Annotated in this window: 18 protein-coding genes; 10 read left to right on the top strand and 8 right to left on the bottom strand. The window is 52.7% G+C overall.

All coding sequences use genetic code 11. The features are described from left to right. Positions 1-86: 86 nt before the first annotated feature. A complete protein-coding gene (gene hemL, locus OGY83_RS15250) occupies positions 87-1,367 on the bottom strand; it encodes a glutamate-1-semialdehyde 2,1-aminomutase (RefSeq protein ID WP_003837523.1) in 1,281 nt (426 codons plus the stop codon). Between the two features lie 168 nt (positions 1,368-1,535). On the opposite strand from hemL, the gene clcA reads away from it, so the two are divergent. From clcA to erpA, 3 genes are read left to right on the top strand one after another with little or no spacing between them, the layout of a single operon-like run. Further along, a complete protein-coding gene (gene clcA, locus OGY83_RS15245; RefSeq protein ID WP_286636229.1) occupies positions 1,536-2,957 on the top strand; it encodes a H(+)/Cl(-) exchange transporter ClcA in 1,422 nt (473 codons plus the stop codon). 23 nt (positions 2,958-2,980) lie between these two features. Continuing rightward, a complete protein-coding gene (yadW, locus tag OGY83_RS15240; RefSeq protein WP_122973801.1) occupies positions 2,981-3,046 on the top strand; it encodes a small protein YadW in 66 nt (21 codons plus the stop codon). Then, on the top strand, positions 3,039-3,383 hold the full coding sequence (erpA, locus tag OGY83_RS15235) for an iron-sulfur cluster insertion protein ErpA (RefSeq protein ID WP_008786260.1): 345 nt from the start codon (positions 3,039-3,041) through the stop codon (positions 3,381-3,383). The genes yadW and erpA overlap by 8 nt, the downstream gene beginning before the upstream one ends. Before the next feature lie 100 nt (positions 3,384-3,483). On the opposite strand, the gene OGY83_RS15230 is transcribed toward erpA, so the two are convergent. The 3 genes from OGY83_RS15230 to mtnN are packed head-to-tail and all read right to left on the bottom strand — an operon-like array spanning position 3,484 to position 5,636. Continuing rightward, positions 3,484-4,107, bottom strand: a complete 624-nt coding sequence (locus tag OGY83_RS15230; RefSeq protein WP_003829199.1) for a TRIC cation channel family protein — start codon at positions 4,105-4,107, stop codon at positions 3,484-3,486. Between the two features lie 37 nt (positions 4,108-4,144). After that, entirely contained in the window at positions 4,145-4,945 is an 801-nt protein-coding gene (btuF, locus tag OGY83_RS15225) for a vitamin B12 ABC transporter substrate-binding protein BtuF (protein ID WP_079937039.1), read from the bottom strand. Beyond that, complete coding sequence (mtnN, locus tag OGY83_RS15220) at positions 4,938-5,636, bottom strand: 5'-methylthioadenosine/S-adenosylhomocysteine nucleosidase (protein ID WP_123268747.1); 699 nt, start codon at positions 5,634-5,636, stop codon at positions 4,938-4,940. Before mtnN ends, btuF begins: the two co-directional genes overlap by 8 nt. Positions 5,637-5,719: 83 nt before the next feature. Between mtnN and dgt the strand changes: the two genes are divergently transcribed. From dgt to cdaR, 3 genes are all read left to right on the top strand, one after another. Next, positions 5,720-7,237: a dGTPase gene (gene dgt / locus OGY83_RS15215; RefSeq protein WP_079937037.1), complete on the top strand. Its 1,518-nt coding sequence runs from the start codon at positions 5,720-5,722 to the stop codon at positions 7,235-7,237. 129 nt (positions 7,238-7,366) lie between these two features. Next, on the top strand, positions 7,367-8,800 hold the full coding sequence (degP, locus tag OGY83_RS15210) for a serine endoprotease DegP (RefSeq protein ID WP_079937036.1): 1,434 nt from the start codon (positions 7,367-7,369) through the stop codon (positions 8,798-8,800). A gap of 148 nt (positions 8,801-8,948) precedes the next feature. Then, entirely contained in the window at positions 8,949-10,106 is a 1,158-nt protein-coding gene (gene cdaR, locus OGY83_RS15205; protein WP_003018564.1) for a DNA-binding transcriptional regulator CdaR, read from the top strand. Positions 10,107-10,193: 87 nt separating this feature from the next. On the opposite strand, the gene OGY83_RS15200 is transcribed toward cdaR, so the two are convergent. From OGY83_RS15200 to map, 4 genes are all read right to left on the bottom strand, one after another. After that, positions 10,194-10,580, bottom strand: coding sequence for a DUF3461 family protein (locus tag OGY83_RS15200; RefSeq protein WP_003018562.1), 387 nt, complete (start codon positions 10,578-10,580; stop codon positions 10,194-10,196). Positions 10,581-10,689: 109 nt separating this feature from the next. Then, positions 10,690-11,514 (bottom strand): 2,3,4,5-tetrahydropyridine-2,6-dicarboxylate N-succinyltransferase, encoded by an 825-nt coding sequence (gene dapD, locus OGY83_RS15195; RefSeq protein WP_003829186.1) that lies wholly within the window; start codon positions 11,512-11,514, stop codon positions 10,690-10,692. Positions 11,515-11,545: 31 nt separating this feature from the next. Then, positions 11,546-14,218, bottom strand: a complete 2,673-nt coding sequence (gene glnD, locus OGY83_RS15190) for a bifunctional uridylyltransferase/uridylyl-removing protein GlnD (RefSeq protein WP_079937035.1) — start codon at positions 14,216-14,218, stop codon at positions 11,546-11,548. Positions 14,219-14,331: 113 nt separating this feature from the next. Then, positions 14,332-15,126 carry a type I methionyl aminopeptidase gene (map, locus tag OGY83_RS15185; RefSeq protein WP_286636225.1) on the bottom strand — a complete coding sequence of 265 codons (795 nt, stop codon included), beginning with the start codon at positions 15,124-15,126 and terminating at the stop codon, positions 14,332-14,334. 450 nt (positions 15,127-15,576) lie between these two features. Between map and rpsB the strand changes: the two genes are divergently transcribed. The 4 genes from rpsB to frr all read left to right on the top strand — a co-directional run bounded on the left by rpsB (position 15,577) and on the right by frr (position 18,858). Further along, a complete protein-coding gene (rpsB, locus tag OGY83_RS15180; protein WP_016151758.1) occupies positions 15,577-16,302 on the top strand; it encodes a 30S ribosomal protein S2 in 726 nt (241 codons plus the stop codon). A 136-nt stretch (positions 16,303-16,438) separates the two neighbouring features. Further along, on the top strand, positions 16,439-17,290 hold the full coding sequence (tsf, locus tag OGY83_RS15175; RefSeq protein WP_003018551.1) for a translation elongation factor Ts: 852 nt from the start codon (positions 16,439-16,441) through the stop codon (positions 17,288-17,290). A 145-nt stretch (positions 17,291-17,435) separates the two neighbouring features. Beyond that, positions 17,436-18,161, top strand: a complete 726-nt coding sequence (pyrH, locus tag OGY83_RS15170; protein WP_003018549.1) for a UMP kinase — start codon at positions 17,436-17,438, stop codon at positions 18,159-18,161. Between the two features lie 139 nt (positions 18,162-18,300). Further along, entirely contained in the window at positions 18,301-18,858 is a 558-nt protein-coding gene (frr, locus tag OGY83_RS15165; protein ID WP_003018547.1) for a ribosome recycling factor, read from the top strand. The last annotated feature ends 22 nt before the right edge of the window (positions 18,859-18,880 follow it).

The raw sequence follows: 18,880 nt of genomic DNA, 5'->3' as shown, positions 1-18,880 counted from the left end.
AGACGCTTTGCGTCGACATCCGGCAATAAAAAAAGCCGGGTGGCGGCTTCGCCTTACCCGGCCTACATTTCTGCACGTTCTCTTTTTTACAATTTCGCAAACACCCGGCGCGCGGCGTCGATGGTGTTATTGATATCTTCTTCACTGTGCGCCACGGACATAAAGCCTGCTTCGAACGCGGACGGCGCCAGATAAATTCCTTCATCCAGCATCATGTGGAAGAAACGCTTGAAGCGTTCAACGTCACATGCCATCACATCCTGATAGCAGGTTACGGTTTCTGCATCGGTGAAGAAAATCCCGAACATCCCGCCCACATGGTTAACCACCAGCGGAATATTCGCTTCTTCAGCAGCTTCCAGCAGACCTTCCGCCAGACGCGTCGTCAGTTCGTTCAGCGTTTCATGAATACCCGGTTGGGCTACTTCGGTCAGACAGGCATAACCTGCCGCCATCGCGATTGGGTTACCGGAAAGCGTCCCCGCCTGGTAAACCGGACCGGTCGGCGCCAGCGCGTCCATCACATCGCGGCGGCCACCGAATGCGCCAACGGGCATTCCGCCACCGATGATTTTACCGAGGCAGGTCAGATCCGGCACGACGCCGTAATAATCCTGCGCTCCGGCCAACGCCACGCGGAAACCGGTCATTACTTCATCAATGATCAATAGTGCGCCAAACTCATCGCACAGCGCACGCAGGCCCGGCAGGAATTCCGGCAGCGGCGGGATGCAGTTCATGTTGCCGGCGACCGGCTCAACGATGATGCAGGCGATCTCCTGCGGGTACTGTTCAAATGCTGCACGTACTGAAGCAAGATCGTTATAGGTGCAGGTCAGGGTGTGTTTCGCGAAATCGGCCGGAACGCCTGGGGAGTTCGGCTGGCCCAGCGTTAATGCGCCGGAACCGGCCTTAACCAGCAGGCAATCGGCGTGGCCGTGGTAGCAGCCTTCAAATTTGATGATTTTATCGCGACCGGTGAAACCGCGTGCCAGGCGGATTGCGCTCATTGTCGCTTCCGTACCGGAGTTCACCATGCGCACCATGTCCATGGTCGGCACGAGTTCAGTGACCAGCTCCGCCATTTTCACTTCCATCTCGGTCGGTGCGCCGAAGCTTAAACCGCGCTCCGCAGCTTCAATCACCGCATTACGGATTGCCGGGTGGTTGTGACCCAGTACCATCGGTCCCCAGGAACCGACGTAATCGACATAGGCTTTACCATCGACATCGTACAGATACGCGCCGTCGGCTTTTTCGATAAACAGCGGAGTACCACCCACGCCAGTAAAGGCGCGAACGGGGGAGTTAACGCCGCCTGGGATAAGTTCGCGTGCTGCGCTGTAGAGATTTTCAGACTTACTCATGGATGGGGTCCTGGTTCGTAGAAAAAGTAAATGCCCGCTATTCTAGTTATTCAGAGAAGGTTATGAAAGTTTTACGCATTTGAAACAATACGATTTGCAGGGGATTTTCGTGAAATGTGCGAGTAGAATGCCGATTCCGTATTTGTATTACCAATTAATGATCATCTGATGAAGACAGACACTCCCTCTTTTGAAGCACAGCAAATTGTGCGTTTACGCCGCAGGGATCAAATTCGTCGTCTCCTGGAACGAGACAAAACGCCGTTGGCGATCCTGTTGATGGCTGCCGTAGTAGGTACAGTGACAGGGCTTGTTGGCGTGGCATTTGAGAAAGCGGTGACCTGGGTGCAGAATCAGCGCATTGGCGCGCTGGCTCAGGTTGCGGACCATGCCATTCTGCTGTGGCCGTTGGCGTTTATTCTTTCGGCGTTGCTGGCGATGGTCGGCTATTTCCTGGTGCGTAAGTTTGCGCCGGAAGCTGGTGGTTCGGGGATCCCAGAGATTGAAGGTGCGCTGGAAGAGCTGCGACCTGTGCGCTGGTGGCGTGTCCTGCCGGTGAAATTTATTGGCGGCATGGGCACGCTGGGTGCTGGCATGGTGCTTGGGCGGGAAGGTCCGACCGTGCAGATTGGTGGTAACCTCGGGCGCATGGTGCTGGATATTTTCCGCATGCGTAGCGCCGAAGCGCGGCATACCTTATTGGCTACCGGTGCGGCAGCGGGCCTTTCGGCGGCGTTTAACGCTCCGCTGGCGGGGATCCTGTTCATTATTGAAGAGATGCGCCCGCAGTTTCGCTATAACCTCGTGTCGATCAAAGCCGTGTTTACCGGCGTTATTATGTCGAGCATCGTGTTTCGTATTTTCAACGGTGAAGCCCCGATAATTGAAGTCGGGAAACTGTCTAATGCGCCGGTGAATACGCTGTGGCTGTACCTTGTGCTCGGACTTATTTTTGGCTGTGTCGGGCCCTTGTTCAACACTATGGTGTTGCGTACCCAGGATATGTTCCAGCGCTTTCACGGTGGTGAAATTAAAAAATGGGTGCTGATGGGCGGCGCGATCGGTGGCCTGTGCGGGATCCTGGGATTAATTCAACCGGAAGCGGCAGGCGGTGGTTTTAACCTGATCCCGATTGCCGCAGCAGGCAATTTTAGTGTCGGTCTGCTGCTGTTTATATTTATCACCAGGGTGATCACCTCGCTGCTGTGCTTCTCATCCGGCGCGCCCGGTGGGATCTTTGCTCCGATGCTGGCGTTGGGCACGTTGCTGGGTACGGCGTTCGGTATGGCTGCAGCGGCCTCATTTCCGCAGTATCACCTGGAGGCCGGAACCTTTGCCATCGCCGGAATGGGGGCTTTGTTGGCGGCTTCGGTACGTGCGCCGCTAACGGGTATTGTGCTGGTGCTGGAGATGACCGATAACTATCAGCTCATTTTGCCAATGATTATTACCTGTCTTGGCGCAACACTATTAGCCCAATTTATGGGCGGAAAGCCGCTATACTCGACTATCCTTGCTCGTACGCTGGCAAAACAGGAAGCGGAGCAGGCGGCAAAAAGCCAGGGGACTGCCGCTGGCGAGAATACTTGAACGAAATACCAGGGTATTAGATAATGGCCCAAAATATTGGGTTGAAATTTACCCAATTGCCGATGTCGTTTGGAGCAAAATATGAGTGATGACGTAGCGCTGCCACTGCAATTTACTGAAGCAGCAGCCAATAAAGTAAAAAGCCTGATCGCTGACGAAGATAACCCGAATCTGAAATTACGCGTGTATATCACTGGCGGTGGTTGCAGCGGTTTCCAGTACGGTTTCACCTTTGATGATCAGGTCAATGAAGGTGATATGACCATTGAGAAACAAGGTGTTGGTCTGGTCGTTGATCCGATGAGTCTGCAATATCTGGTGGGCGGCGCGGTTGACTATACCGAAGGTCTGGAAGGTTCCCGCTTCGTTGTGACTAACCCGAATGCGAAAAGCACCTGCGGGTGTGGTTCTTCTTTCAGCATCTGATTGCTGTTCGTTATGCCGGATAGTGACGCTAGTGTCTTATCCGGCCTACAGGAAAGATGTTCCAGGCCCGATAAGCGTAGCGCCATCGGGCAAAACAATATCAACGCCCGTTATCATCCAGTGCAAACGTCGGCAATTTCAGATGCCAGCGAATGGCGGCAAGCCGAATCAGCAGGGTGACAATCATCCCCATCATACTGGCGTTTTCCAGTGAAACATCAAAGGTATAAAACGCCGTCGCATGCACGATCCCGCCGATAATACACGCCGTGGCGTAGATCTCGGTGCGCAAAATCATCGGGACTTCACGCGCTAACACATCGCGAATGATCCCACCGCCAACGCCGGTAATCACCCCCATACAAATCGCCACCAACGGCCCTGTTCCTGCGAGAAATGCCTTGTTGACGCCAATACCCACGAACACCGCCAGGCCAACGGCATCCAGCACCGGAAGAATCCATTTCGGTATGCGTCTTGGTTGACGTACCAACAGGATCGTCAGCATGCTGGTGATCATCGCCACCACCAGATCGGTTGGATCCTTAACCCAAAAAACCGGTCCATTATCCAGCGCCATATCGCGGATCGTACCGCCGCCAACGGCGGTAACCACGCCGAGTACCAGGACGCCAAACGGATCCATACGTAATTTTCCGGCCAGTAATACGCCAGAGATTGCAAATACCGCGGTGCCGACAATATCAAGCCAATAGACGAGCATTTTTAAATCCTCACAACAGACCTGGTGGGGGCAGGCGCTAATTTATCTGTGAAAGCGCATTACAGAGTTGTTTTGCGGCGAGGATAATACGCGGGCTCGCGCGTTCGAACCAGTCACTATTAAGTGTAATAACGGGTATTTTTAGCTGGTTTCCCCAGTATTGCTCAATTTTCAGAGTTTCGCCCGGACCGCCAGTTGCAACAATAGCCTGGGGGGCTCGTGCCAGGACCTGCTCACGGCTAACCTGCGGCCAGGGAACCCGACTACCGGCAAAGATGTTTTCTCCGCCGCATACCTCAAGAACTTCGTGCTGAATAGAACCTTTTCCACTGGTAAACAGAGGATTGGCACCAAACTGGAGAAACACACGTTTTTTCGGTTTGTTGGCATACTGAGATTTAAGTAAAGCATAGTCATCAAGCATGGTTTGCGCCGCCTGTTTAGCTTGTTCAGGCTTGGGGCTCCATGCTGCCAACTGGCGTAGCGCATCGGCAACCTGCTCAATGGTAACGGCATCCACCCAGATGACCTTAATTCCCAGAGAGGTCAGTTGATTCACCTGCCGCTCAGCATTTCCCCCGCGCCAGGCGACGACCAAATCAGGTTTCAGCGCCACAATACGTTCAAGATTCATCCCTTGCCAGGTTGAGACTTCCTCAATATTTTTGGCTTCTGGCGGGTAGTTTGAGTAGCTGCTGACGCCAACGGGGGTAATGCCTGCGGCAAAAGCGAGTTCGGTATTGGCAGGAGAAAGCGTCACAACACGCGGTGCGGCGTATAGGAACGCCGGGAGAGTGAAAAGCAGGGCGACCAGCGCCCTGGAGAGTAATTTAGCCATGCGCCAGTTTCTGTACCAGCGTTTCAACCATCAGACTTGACTGCTTCGCGGCAACCACCAGGAATTCGTCAAAGCTGAGATGGGATTGCTGATCGGCAACGTCAGAGATAGCGCGAACCACGACGAATGGCACGTTAAAGTTGTGGCAAACGTGCGCAATTGCGGTCGCTTCCATCTCAACGGCAATCGCCTGCGGGAAGTTGTGCTGAATTTTCGCCAGCCCCACGGAACCGTTAATGAATGCATCACCGCTGACGATAAGTCCGCGAACGGCGTTCAGATTGAGTTCGGCGATGCAAGATTCTGCGGCAGCAATCAACGCAGGATCGGCTTTAAAACCAGCCGGGCAGCCCGGTAGCTGACCAAATTCATAGCCAAAGGCAGTGACGTCGGCGTCGTGATAGCGCGCTTCGTCAGAAACTACGATATCCCCGACTTTCAGCGTAGAAGCCAGGCCACCCGCAGAACCGGTATTAATGATGGCGTCCGGCTTGCAGCGTTCAAGCAGCAGCGTAGCACCCAGTGCCGCAGCCACTTTACCGATACCCGATTTCAGCAGCGCAACCTCTGTACCGTTCAGCTGGCCGGTGTAAATTTCACAACCGCCGAGCGCGATGGTCTGACGGTTTTCGATTTTGTCACGCAGCAGCGTAACTTCTTCTTCCATTGCACCAATGATGCCGATTTTCATAGATTTACTCGCGATAAGCCAGATTTGAGGGCATAGTCTATCATGCGCTTAAGGGGTAGCGCATTTCTCAGGCGGGAGAGGACATGGCACAGATCGATTTCCGAAAAAAAATAAACTGGCATCGTCGTTACCGTTCGCCGCAGGGCGTGAAGACTGAGCATGAGATCCTGCGTATTTTCGAAAGCGATCGCGGACGTATTATCAATTCTCCGGCCATTCGCCGACTGCAACAAAAAACGCAGGTCTTTCCGCTGGAGCGCAATGCGGCGGTCCGTACGCGCCTGACGCACTCGATGGAAGTTCAGCAGGTTGGGCGCTATATCGCGAAAGAGATCCTCAGCCGACTGAAAGAACTAAAGCTGCTGGAGCAGTATGGTCTGGATGAACTGACGGGACCCTTTGAGAGTATTGTCGAAATGTCCTGCCTGATGCATGACATTGGTAATCCGCCGTTTGGCCATTTCGGGGAGGCGGCAATTAATGACTGGTTCCGCCAGCGGCTGTATCCCGCAGACGCGGAAAGTCAGCCCTTGAGTGATGACCGCTGCCAGGTGACGGCATTACGATTGCGTGAAGGCGAGGAGTCGCTGAATGATATTCGTCGCAAGGTGCGCCAGGACCTGTGCCATTTTGAAGGCAATGCGCAGGGAATTCGCCTTGTGCATACGTTGATGCGTATGAACCTTACCTGGGCGCAGGTTGGCGGTATTTTAAAATATACCCGTCCGGCGTGGTGGCGCGGCAGTGCACCCGAGACGCACAACTATTTAATGAAGAAGCCGGGTTATTACCTTTCTGAAGAACCGTATATTGAGCGGTTGCGTAAAGAATTATCATTAGCGCCTTACAGTCGTTTTCCATTAACCTGGATTATGGAGGCTGCCGATGATATCTCTTATTGCGTAGCGGATCTGGAAGATGCCGTTGAGAAAAGAATCTTTAGCGTCGAGCAACTTTATCACCACCTGTATGAGGCGTGGGGGCACCATGAAAAAGGTTCCCTGTTTAGCCAGGTTGTTGAGAACGCCTGGGAGAAATCACGTTCAAATACATTAAGCCGGAGTACCGAAGATCAGTTCTTTATGTATTTACGCGTCAATACGCTGAATAAACTGGTGCCGTATGCGGCCCAGAGGTTTATTGATAATTTGCCGCAGATTTATGAAGGCAGCTTTAATCATGCGCTGTTAGAAGATGCCAGCAGCTTCAGCCAGCTACTGGGTGTTTATAAAAATGTGGCGGTGAAACATGTATTTAGTCATCCGGATGTTGAACAGCTGGAGTTACAGGGCTATCGGGTGATCAGCGGGTTGCTGGAGATCTATCAACCGTTATTGAAAATGTCTCAGTCAGATTTTTCTGAACTGGTCGATAATGAAAGAGTAAAACGTTTTCCTATCGAGTCCCGTTTATTTCAGAAGTTGTCTACCCGCCATCGTCTTGCGTATGTTGAGGCGGTTAGTAAAATATCGGTGGGGTGCGCAGAGTATTCGGTTCTGGAATATTATTATCGCTGCCGGTTGATCCAGGATTATATCAGCGGGATGACGGATTTGTATGCCTGGGATGAATATCGTCGCTTGATGGCCGTAGAACAATAAATACTCATTTGTAAAGACGGCCCATAAAATTTTACTTTTTCCTTAAACTTGATTCTGGAACTTAGCGCTATAAAACGACTCTGACGTATACAGCAATTTTGCGTTACCTGTTAATCGAGAACGAAACACATGAAAAAAACCACATTAGCAATGAGTGCACTGGCTCTGAGTTTAGGTTTGGCGTTGTCCCCCCTGTCTGCCACAGCGGCTGAGACGTCGTCTTCAGCAATGACCGCCCAACAGATGCCAAGCCTGGCCCCGATGCTCGAAAAAGTGATGCCATCGGTGGTAAGTATTAACGTCGAGGGGAGCACGACGGTAAATACGCCGCGCATGCCGCGTAATTTCCAGCAATTCTTCGGTGATAATTCACCGTTCTGTCAGGACGGTTCTCCGTTCCAGAGTTCGCCGTTCTGCCAGGGCGGCGCACCGGGCGCTGGTAACGGCGGTGGCCAGCAGCAGAAATTTATGGCGCTCGGTTCCGGCGTAATTATTGATGCCGCGAAAGGGTATGTCGTGACCAATAACCACGTGGTGGATAATGCCACGGTGATTAAAGTTCAGTTGAGCGATGGTCGTAAATTTGATGCGAAGATCGTGGGTAAAGATCCGCGCTCCGATATCGCGCTGATCCAAATTCAGGATCCGAAAAACCTGACGGCGATTAAGCTGGCAGATTCCGACGCGCTGCGCGTGGGTGATTATACCGTGGCAATCGGTAACCCGTTTGGCCTCGGTGAAACGGTGACTTCCGGTATCGTTTCTGCGCTGGGTCGTAGCGGCCTGAATGCGGAAAACTACGAGAACTTTATCCAGACGGATGCAGCTATCAACCGGGGTAACTCCGGTGGTGCACTGGTCAACCTGAATGGTGAGCTGATCGGTATTAACACCGCGATCCTCGCGCCGGACGGCGGTAACATCGGTATCGGTTTTGCAATCCCGAGCAACATGGTGAAAAACCTGACTTCGCAGATGGTTGAGTTCGGCCAGGTTAAACGCGGTGAGCTGGGTATTATGGGGACCGAACTGAGCTCGGAGCTGGCGAAAGCGATGAAAGTTGACGCCCAGCGTGGCGCATTCGTCAGCCAGGTAATGCCGAACTCTTCCGCAGCGAAAGCCGGTATTAAAGCCGGGGACGTGATTACCTCGCTGAACGGCAAACCTATCAGCAGCTTCGCCGCCCTGCGTGCGCAGGTGGGTACGATGCCGGTCGGCAGCAAGATCACCCTGGGTCTGCTGCGTGACGGTAAGCCGGTCACCGTGAACCTGGAATTGCAGCAGAGCAGCCAGACTCAGGTTGACTCCAGCTCTATCTTTAAAGGCATTGAAGGTGCCGATATGAGCAACAAGGGCCAGGACAAAGGGGTCGTGGTAAGCGACGTGAAACCGAGTTCTCCGGCTGCACAGATTGGCCTGAAGAAAGGGGATGTGATTATCGGTGCGAACCAGCAGCCGGTGAAAAACATCGCTGAACTGCGCAAAATCCTCGACAGCAAACCGGCTGTACTGGCGCTGAACATTCAGCGCGGTGACAGCTCAATCTATCTGTTGATGCAGTAATCTCCCTCAACCCCTTCCTGCACAGGAAGGGGTTTCTTTTTGTGATACTTCCCACAACTCCATACTTCTCCCTTCCGCTTTGTGCATTTGCACAATGCCGCCGCTTATTATCTTCCCTATGCTTGAGCTCTGCTCACAGGAGGGGTTTATGGCTGGCTGGCATCTTGATACCAAAATGGCGCAGGATATCGTGGCGCGCACCATGCGCATCATTGATACCAATATCAACGTAATGGATGCCCGTGGGCGGATAATCGGCAGCGGCGATCGCGAACGTATTGGTGAATTGCACGAAGGGGCGTTGCTGGTACTTTCGCAGGGGCGGGTGGTCGATATTGACGATGCGGTGGCCCGGCATTTACACGGTGTGCGTCAGGGGATAAACCTGCCGCTGCGTCTGGAAGGCGAAATCGTTGGCGTTATCGGCCTTACCGGCGAACCGGAACATCTGCGCAAATACGGCGAGTTAGTGTGTATGACCGCCGAAATGATGCTGGAACAGTCGCGCCTGATGCATTTGTTAGCGCAGGATAGCCGTCTGCGTGAAGAGCTGGTGATGAACCTGATTCAGGCGGAAGAGAATACGCCAGCGTTGATGGAATGGGCCCAGCGTTTAGGCATTGATTTGAACCAGCCGCGCGTGGTGGCGGTAGTGGAGGTCGACAGCGGTCAGCTTGGTGTTGACAGTGCGATGGCGGAACTACAGCAATTGCAGAATGCGTTGACCACGCCCGAACGTAATAATCTGATTGCGATTGTTTCTCTGACCGAGATGGTGGTGCTGAAACCGGCGCTCAATCAGTTTGGCCGCTGGGACGCTGAAGATCATCGTAAGCGCGTTGAGCAGCTTATTGCCCGTATGAAAGAGAACGGACAGCTGCGTTTTCGCGTGTCGCTGGGCAACTATTTTACCGGGCCTGGTAGCATTGCCCGTTCGTATCGTACGGCGCGCACTACCATGATGGTCGGTAAACAGCGGATGCCGGAAAGCCGTAGCTATTTCTATCAGGATTTGATGTTGCCAGTGCTGCTGGACAGCCTGCGCGGCGGCTGGCAGGCCAATGAGCTGGCGCGTCCGTTGGTGAGGCTGAAGGCGATGGATAACAACGGATTGCTGCGTCGGACATTGGCGGCATGGTTTCGTCATAACGTCCAGCCGCTGGCGACCTCAAAGGCACTGTTTATTCATCGTAATACGCTGGAATATCGCCTGAATCGTATTTCAGAACTGACCGGGCTGGATCTGGGGAACTTCGACGACAGATTGCTGCTGTATGTGGCGTTACAACTGGATGAGCAGCATTGATTAATTGCCTGATGGGCGTTGCGCTATCAGGAAAAATGCCGGGTGGCAACTTCGCCTTACCCGGCCTACGAATACATTCACTCGCGGTTATTTACGCGTCAGTTTTTCCAGATCGGCTTCAATTTCGCTGATCTTGTTGGTCACGACGCTTTCCAGATGACGTAAATCATCAAGGATCTTGCGTTTAAGATCGACTTCGCTGCGATCGCGCTGGCAGATCTGATCCAGTTCGTCGATCACATAGCGCAGGTTGGGACTGATCTCCTGCACTTCTTTGTAACCCTGGCCGACGCCATCGGCGACAACCGTTTTACGCTGACGGGGATATTTGAACTTCACGCTCTTGGCAAAAAACTCGCCTTTATCCTTCTGGAAATAGATTTTCAGGATATCGTTGTTGGCTTCTTGCCGCAGGCTGTAACGATCGATCTCTTCAGGATTAGTAATGCCCAGACTTTTCAGATTGTCATACATAGCGGTACCCTTAAGCTCACTATAACCATTGAATAATTAACGAAAAGCCTTGTTTATGCCACTCGCAGATGTAAAAAAAGCGGGCTAAGCCCGCTTTTTCAAATCGCTGTTAGTCGATGGTGCGTAACAGTTCGTTGATTCCCACTTTGCCACGCGTTTTGGCATCGACTTTCTTCACAATCACCGCGCAGTACAGGCTGTATTTGCCATCTTTCGACGGCAGGTTGCCGGAGACAACCACGGAGCCTGCCGGAACGCGACCATAATGCACTTCGCCAGTTTCGCGATCGTAAATACGGGTGCTCTGACCGATGTACACGCCCATGGAGATAACAGAACCTTCTTCGACGATCACGCCTTCAACCACTTCAGAGCGCGCGCCGATGAAGCAGTTGTCTTCGATGATGGTCGGGTTAGCCTGTAACGGCTCCAGTACGCCGCCGATGCCAACGCCGCCGGACAGGTGTACGTTTTTACCGATTTGCGCACAGGAACCGACTGTTGCCCATGTATCAACCATCGTACCTTCATCAACATAAGCACCGATGTTTACGTAAGATGGCATCAGCACGGTGTTACGGGCGATAAACGCACCCTGACGCACGGCCGCAGGCGGAACCACGCGGAAACCTTCCTTCTGGAAGCGCGCTTCGTCGTAGTTGGCGAATTTCATCGGTACTTTATCGAAGTAACGGCTTTCCGCACCTTCGATGACCTGATTATCGTTAATACGGAAAGAGAGCAGGACCGCCTTTTTCAGCCACTGATGCGTGACCCACTGACCCTCAATCTTCTCTGCGACGCGCAGTGCACCGGAATCCAGTAAAGAAATAACCTGATTCACCGCTTCGCGGGTTACGGTATCCACATTTGCCGGAGTAATGTCGGCACGGCGCTCGAAAGCGGACTCAATAACGTTCTGTAACTGCTGCATTGTTAAACTCTTTCCATAATAAATAAAAACATTACCCTTTATCGTTTGGATTGAGGGCCTCTGTCAACCGTTGATGCACTTCCTGCTGCAGCTCATTATTAAGGGCGCGCCGGTCGGCGGTGGCGATTATGAATAAATCTTCTACTCGCTCGCCAATGGTTGTAATTCGGGCGCCATGCAGCGAAATTCCCAGATCGGCAAAAATCTGCCCGACCCGCGCCAGCAGGCCGGGCTGGTCGAGAGCGATAAGCTCCAGGAACGATTTTCGGTCGGTATGGGTCGGCAAAAAGGTAACTTCAGTATCGACAGTAAAGTGGCGTAATTTTGCCGGCTGGCGACGCGGTTGTGGTGGCTGCCAGCTGCGCTGCGTGATGGCCTGTTCCAGTCCAAAACGGATCGCTTCGTGTCGGTCTGAAGACAGCGGGCTGCCGTCCGGCTCCAGCACGATGAACGTATCCATCGCCATCCCATCGCGGGTAGTGAAAATCTGCGCATCGTGGACGCTAAGATTACGCCTGTCCAGTTCGGCGCAGACGGCGGCAAACAGGTAAGGGCGGTCAGGGCTCCAGATGAAAATTTCTGTCCCGCCACGCGTGGCCTGTGGGCTGAGCAGGATCAGCGGCTTGCTGAGATCGTGTTGCAGCAGATGACGCGCATGCCAGGCCAGCTGATTTGGGCTGTGACGCACGAAGTAGTTGGCGCGACAGCGTGACCAGATGTGGTGCAATGCTTCTTCATCAATGTTGTCCATGCGCAGTAGCGCCAGCGCCTGAAGCTGATGATGGCGTACGCGCTCGCGCATATCCGGCGTATTTTGCATGCCACGACGCAGTTGTTTTTCCGTCGCGAAGTACAGCTCGCGCAGCAGGCTTTGCTTCCAGCTATTCCACAGCGTTTCGTTGGTGGCGCAAATATCCGCGACGGTCAGACACACCAAAAAGCGCAGACGGTGTTCCGTTTGTACCTCTTCGGCGAATTGCTTGATCACTTCGGGATCCTGAATATCGCGGCGCTGAGCGGTTACCGACATCAGCAAATGCTGGCGCACCAGCCACACGATCAGCTGCGTTTCGCGGGAATTCAGGCCGTGCAGTTCGGCGAACTTGAGCACGTCCTGAGCGCCGAGCACCGAGTGATCACCGCCGCGGCCTTTGGCGATATCGTGGAACAGCGCGGCAATTAGAATCAGCTCCGGCTGTCGCAGACGCGGCCATAGATCCACACACAGCGGATGGCGCTGGCGGGTCTCTTCGTTGGCAAAACTTTCCAGCTTGAGCATTACGCGGATGGTGTGTTCATCCACCGTGTAAGCATGAAACAGGTCAAACTGCATTTGGCCGACAATATGCGACCATTGCGGCATATAGGCCCACAACACGCTGTGGCGATGCATCGGTAGCAGACCGCGGCTCACCGCACCCGGATGGCGCAACATACTGAGAAACAGGGATCGCGCTTCCGGGATGTAGCACAGCGGCTGCGTTAAATGACGGCGGGCATGACGCAGATGGCGCAGCGTGGTGGAGTAAATCCCGCTGATCGCGCTGTTACGCACCATGATGTAAAACATCCGCAGTATCGCTTCGGGTTTGCGGATAAACAGATCGTCATCGCGCAGATCGATCAACGTGCCGCGCAGTTGAAAGTCGTCATCAATCGGGCGCGGTTTTTCATCGGCGGGCATGGCGAGGATCGCCTCGTCGAACAGTTGCAGCAGCATGTGATTCAGTTCGCTGACCCGGCGGGTGACGCGGAAATAGTCTTTCATCATCCGCTCGATAGGTTCGTTGCCTTCACCGCCGTAGTTTAGCCGTTGCGCCACGCTGAGCTGGCGGTCAAACAGCAGGCGGTTGTCGTAACGACTAACGACCAGATGCAGGGCGAAGCGAATCCGCCACAGGATATGCAAACATTCATTCAGTTCGGCGCGTTCAGCCAGCGTCAAAAAGCCGAAGCCGACCATTTCATCCAATGACGTGGCGCCAAAATGGCGGCGGGCGACCCATTGCAGAGTATGGATATCGCGCAGGCCGCCGGGACTGCTTTTGATATCCGGCTCCAGGTTGTAGCTGGTGCCGTGATAACGCTGGTGGCGCTGATTCTGCTCTTCCACTTTGGCAGCGTAAAACTTATCGGATGGCCAGAAACCTTCGCTAAAAATATGCTTTTGCAGCTCAAGAAACAGCGCCACATCGCCGATCAGCAGGCGTGTTTCAATCAGGTTAGTGGCGACGGTTAAATCTGATAATCCTTCCAGCAGACACTCTTCCAGCGTACGCACGCTGTGCCCAACCTCCAGCCTCACGTCCCATAGCAGCGTTAACAGCTCACCAACTTTTTCGGCCTGCGCGTCAGGTAGCTTTTTTCGACTGAGGATCAGCAGGTCAATATCGGAAAGCGGATGCAGTTCGCCCCGCCCGTAGCCGCCAACGGCAACCAGCGCCAGATCGGCTATTTGCCCGAACCCAGCTTCTATCCACAAACGCTGTAGCAGTTGGTCAATAAATTCAGTGCGGGCCTCAATGAGCTGTTCTGCGGAAATTCCACTGTCAAACGCTTCGCCTAACCAGCTCTGGAAGGTGTCAATATGCGCTTTAATACCGGAGCAGTTGAGATCTTGCTGTGGCCATGTCCCTGGGTTTTGCGGTTGGCCAGGCAGGGTGGGGAGGGCAGTATTTGCGTGCTGTTCAGGAAGAGTATTCATTATGCGCCACCCATTAAAAAGCCGGATGATGGCGTGAACGCCTTACCCGGCCTACTAAGTAGTACAATTTGTAGGCCTGATAAGATGCGAATGCATCGCCATCAGGCAAAACATTATTCGCCGTGTATGATGATCGCCGGGATGGTGTCATCCTTGCGTAACGTCAGAATTTCACAGCCGTTTTCCGTCACTACAATAGTATGCTCGTACTGTGCAGACAAGCTCCGGTCTTTGGTCTTCACCGTCCAACCGTCTTTCATGGTGCGGATGCGGTAATCACCGGCATTCAGCATCGGTTCTACGGTGAACGTCATACCCGGCTGCAGTACCACACCGCCGTCGTCTGCATCGTAGTGCAGAACCTGCGGCTCTTCATGGAAGCCGCGACCGATACCGTGACCGCAGTATTCACGAACGACAGAGAAACCTTCACCTTCCGCGTATTTCTGAATTGCAGCGCCCAGCGTGCGCAGGCGAATGCCCGGTTTCACCATCCGCAGCGCCAGATACAGGCTTTCCTGCGTGACGCGGCACAGACGCTCGCCCAGAATAGTAGGTTTGCCGACGATAAACATTTTCGAGGTGTCACCGTGGTACTCGTCTTTAATCACGGTTACGTCGATGTTGACGATATCGCCGTCTTTCAGAAGTTTGGCGTCGTCCGGGATCCCGTGGCACACCACTTCATTAATAGAGATACACACGGATTTCGGATAGCCGTGGTAACCCAGGCAGGCGGAAATGGCGTGTTGCTCATTCACGATATAGTCATTACAGATGCGATCCAGCTCACCGGTGCTGACGCCCGGTTTAACAAACGGTTCGATCATTTCCAGTACATCAGCGGCCAGGCGGCCAGCGACGCGCATTTTTTCGATTTCTTCAGGGGTCTTGATTGAGATAGCCATGAATTCTGTCCATCAGTGCCGATGATATCGGCAATAATTGTTTAAGTGTTGCCAATGGTATCAGTCTGGGGTGTACCCTGCCAAATTGAGAATCATTCTGAACTTCGCCTTTCGTGCCACAGATGCGTTGGCTACATTTTTTCACCCCAGTCACTTACTGGCCGTAAGCTCCCGGGGATTCAAAAATTTGCCGCCTGTCTGTAACACGAAATTCATTGTTCAATACAGCACAGACCGCCAACAATTATTGGTGTCGGTGGCGTATTTGTGGTATAAAGCGCGCCGGACTTCCGATCCATTCGAAGACTACACACGATGGACGGGAGCGACAAATCTCACTTTGTGTAACAACACACACGTATCGGCACATATTCCGGGGTGCCCTTTGGGGTCGGTAATATGGGATGCGTGGAGGCTTAACCCCAACTTTTATATATAGAGGTTTTAATCATGGCAACTGTTTCCATGCGCGACATGCTCAAGGCTGGTGTTCACTTTGGTCACCAGACCCGTTACTGGAACCCGAAAATGAAGCCGTTCATCTTCGGTGCGCGTAACAAAGTTCACATCATCAACCTTGAGAAAACTGTACCGATGTTCAACGAAGCTCTGGCTGAACTGAACAAGATCTCTGCTCGTAAAGGTAAAATCCTTTTCGTTGGTACTAAACGCGCTGCAAGCGAAGCGGTGAAAGAAGCTGCTAACAACTGCGACCAGTTCTTCGTGAACCATCGCTGGTTGGGCGGTATGCTGACTAACTGGAAAACCGTTCGTCAGTCCATCAAACGTCTGAAAGATCTGGAAACTCAGTCTCAGGACGGTACTTTCGAAAAGCTGACCAAGAAAGAAGCGCTGATGCGTACTCGTGAGCTTGAGAAACTGGAAAACAGCCTGGGCGGTATCAAAGACATGGGCGGTCTGCCGGACGCTCTGTTCGTAATCGATGCTGACCACGAGCACATTGCTATCAAAGAAGCAAACAACCTGGGTATCCCAGTATTTGCTATCGTTGATACCAACTCTGATCCGGACGGTGTTGACTTCGTTATCCCGGGTAACGACGACGCAATCCGTGCTGTGACCCTGTACCTGGGCGCTGTAGCTACTACCGTTCGTGAAGGCCGTTCTCAGGATCTGGCTTCCCAGGCGGAAGAAAGCTTCGTAGAAGCTGAATAATAAGGCACGCTCGTTAGAGCCCTTATAGACCAGGTAGTATCACGTTTGGTTAGGGGGCCTGTATATGGCCCCCTTTTTCACTTTTAAATCTGTGCGGTTTCATGCCGGGCAGATCAAATCTTCCGAGGATTTTAGAATGGCTGAAATTACCGCATCCCTGGTAAAAGAGCTGCGTGAGCGTACTGGCGCAGGCATGATGGATTGCAAAAAAGCACTGACTGAAGCTAATGGCGACATCGAGCTGGCAATCGAAAACATGCGTAAGTCCGGTGCAATCAAAGCAGCGAAAAAAGCAGGCAACGTTGCTGCTGACGGCGTAATCAAAACCAAAATCGACGGCAACATTGCTTTCATTCTGGAAGTTAACTGCCAGACTGACTTCGTTGCTAAAGATGCTGGTTTCCAGGCATTTGCTGACAAAGTACTGGACGCTGCCGTTGCTGGCAAAATCACTGACGTTGAAGTTCTGAAAGCACAGTTCGAAGAAGAACGTGTTGCTCTGGTTGCTAAAATCGGTGAGAACATCAACATCCGTCGCGTTGCTTCCCTGGAAGGCGAAGTTCTGGGTAACTACCAGCACGGTGCTCGTATCGGTGTTCTGGTTGCTGCAACTGGCGCTGACGAAGAACTGGTTAAACAGCTGGCAATGCACGTTGCTGCAAGCAAACCAGAATTCGTTAAGCCGGAAGACGTTTCCGCTGAAGTGGTAGAAAAAGAATACCAGGTTCAGCTGGACATCGCTATGCAGTCTGGCAAGCCGAAAGAAATCGCAGAGAAAATGGTTGAAGGCCGCATGAAGAAATTCACCGGCGAAGTTTCTCTGACCGGTCAGCCTTTCGTCATGGAACCGAGCAAATCTGTTGGTCAGCTGCTGAAAGAGCATAACGCTGACGTAACTGGTTTCATCCGCTTTGAAGTGGGTGAAGGCATCGAGAAAGTTGAGACTGACTTTGCAGCAGAAGTTGCTGCGATGTCCAAGCAGTCTTAATTTTTAAAGGAGCCGCCTGAGGGCGGCTTCTTTTTGTGTCTGGCTTGTAAATTCAGCGAACCGCTATAGTGGTCATGCTGAAAAGCGACATACAATGTCGCCGGAATTAACTCATCTCATTCGTTGACAGTCTCAGGAAAGAAACATGGCTACCAATGCAAAACCCGTCTACAAACGTATTCTGCTTAAGTTAAGTGGCGAAGCTCTGCAAGGTTCAGAAGGCTTCGGTATTGATGCAAGCATCCTTGACCGCATGGCTCAGGAAATTAAAGAGCTGGTTGAGCTGGGTATTCAGGTTGGCGTAGTGATTGGTGGTGGTAACCTGTTCCGTGGCGCTGGTCTGGCGAAAGCAGGGATGAACCGCGTTGTGGGCGACCACATGGGCATGTTAGCCACCGTAATGAACGGTCTGGCGATGCGCGATGCGCTTCACCGCGCCTATGTGAACGCTCGCTTGATGTCCGCAATTCCTCTGAACGGCGTGTGTGATAACTACAGCTGGGCTGAAGCTATCAGCCTGCTGCGTAACAACCGCGTTGTTATTTTGTCTGCGGGTACCGGCAATCCGTTCTTCACCACCGACTCTGCAGCCTGCCTGCGCGGTATTGAAATTGAAGCGGATGTGGTTCTGAAAGCCACCAAAGTCGATGGCGTATTTACTGCCGACCCGGCTAAAGATCCAACGGCGACCATGTACGAACAGTTGACCTACACTGAAGTGCTGGATAAAGAGCTGAAAGTCATGGATCTTGCCGCGTTCACGCTGGCTCGTGACCACAAATTACCGATTCGTGTCTTTAACATGAACAAACCAGGTGCACTGCGCCGTGTTGTTATGGGTGAAAAAGAAGGCACGTTAATCACGGAATAATTCCCGTTGCGGCTAAATGCAGGTAATATTCCGCTTTAATGTCGCGGGATACGTCCCTCAAAATTAATCAAGACTATACTTGTCACATCTTGCGTGGCGGGTATGGTCTGACTGAAACAAGCTTTCAAGGATTCGTAACGTGATCAACGATATCAGAAAAGATGCTGAAGTACGCATGGACAAATGCGTCGAAGCGTTCAAAAACCAAATCAGCAAAATTCGCACGGGCCGTGCTTCTCCTAGCCTGCTGGATGGTATTGTCGTGGAATATTACGGCACACCGACTCCGCTGCGCCAGCTGGCAAGCGTAACGGTTGAAGATTCCCGTACCCTGAAAATCAACGTGTTTGACCGTTCTATGGGGCCAGCCGTTGAGAAAGCAATCATGGCTTCCGACCTCGGTCTGAATCCAAGCTCTGCGGGTTCCGACATCCGCGTTCCGCTGCCGCCGCTGACCGAAGAACGTCGTAAAGATCTGACCAAGATCGTGCGTGGCGAAGCTGAAGGCGCGCGTGTTGCCGTACGTAACGTACGCCGCGATGCAAACGACAAAGTGAAAGCGTTGTTGAAAGAAAAAGAGATCAGCGAAGATGACGATCGCCGTTCTCAGGACGACGTACAGAAACTGACTGATGCTGCAATCAAGAAAGTTGATGCGGCGCTGGCAGAGAAAGAAGCGGAACTGATGCAGTTCTGATTCGCCTGTACGCTAAAAACGC

Origin of the sequence: Citrobacter sp. Cpo090 (genome assembly GCF_030332665.1) — a bacterium.
Classification (GTDB): domain Bacteria; phylum Pseudomonadota; class Gammaproteobacteria; order Enterobacterales; family Enterobacteriaceae; genus Citrobacter; species Citrobacter portucalensis.
The sequence above is the reverse complement of the archived record's forward strand: the minus strand, read 5'-3'. Positions and strand labels throughout refer to the sequence as shown.

Coding starts and splice junctions, on each gene's coding strand:
- btuF (WP_079937039.1), bottom strand. CDS start 4,945: ATGGCTAAATTACTCTCCAGGGCGCTGGTCGCCCTGCTTTTCACTCTC.
- erpA (WP_008786260.1), top strand. CDS start 3,039: ATGAGTGATGACGTAGCGCTGCCACTGCAATTTACTGAAGCAGCAGCC.
- map (WP_286636225.1), bottom strand. CDS start 15,126: ATGGCTATCTCAATCAAGACCCCTGAAGAAATCGAAAAAATGCGCGTC.
- tsf (WP_003018551.1), top strand. CDS start 16,439: ATGGCTGAAATTACCGCATCCCTGGTAAAAGAGCTGCGTGAGCGTACT.
- OGY83_RS15200 (WP_003018562.1), bottom strand. CDS start 10,580: ATGTATGACAATCTGAAAAGTCTGGGCATTACTAATCCTGAAGAGATC.
- dapD (WP_003829186.1), bottom strand. CDS start 11,514: ATGCAGCAGTTACAGAACGTTATTGAGTCCGCTTTCGAGCGCCGTGCC.
- dgt (WP_079937037.1), top strand. CDS start 5,720: ATGGCACAGATCGATTTCCGAAAAAAAATAAACTGGCATCGTCGTTAC.
- glnD (WP_079937035.1), bottom strand. CDS start 14,218: ATGAATACTCTTCCTGAACAGCACGCAAATACTGCCCTCCCCACCCTG.
- rpsB (WP_016151758.1), top strand. CDS start 15,577: ATGGCAACTGTTTCCATGCGCGACATGCTCAAGGCTGGTGTTCACTTT.
- degP (WP_079937036.1), top strand. CDS start 7,367: ATGAAAAAAACCACATTAGCAATGAGTGCACTGGCTCTGAGTTTAGGT.
- OGY83_RS15230 (WP_003829199.1), bottom strand. CDS start 4,107: ATGCTCGTCTATTGGCTTGATATTGTCGGCACCGCGGTATTTGCAATC.
- cdaR (WP_003018564.1), top strand. CDS start 8,949: ATGGCTGGCTGGCATCTTGATACCAAAATGGCGCAGGATATCGTGGCG.
- clcA (WP_286636229.1), top strand. CDS start 1,536: ATGAAGACAGACACTCCCTCTTTTGAAGCACAGCAAATTGTGCGTTTA.
- mtnN (WP_123268747.1), bottom strand. CDS start 5,636: ATGAAAATCGGCATCATTGGTGCAATGGAAGAAGAAGTTACGCTGCTG.
- hemL (WP_003837523.1), bottom strand. CDS start 1,367: ATGAGTAAGTCTGAAAATCTCTACAGCGCAGCACGCGAACTTATCCCA.
- pyrH (WP_003018549.1), top strand. CDS start 17,436: ATGGCTACCAATGCAAAACCCGTCTACAAACGTATTCTGCTTAAGTTA.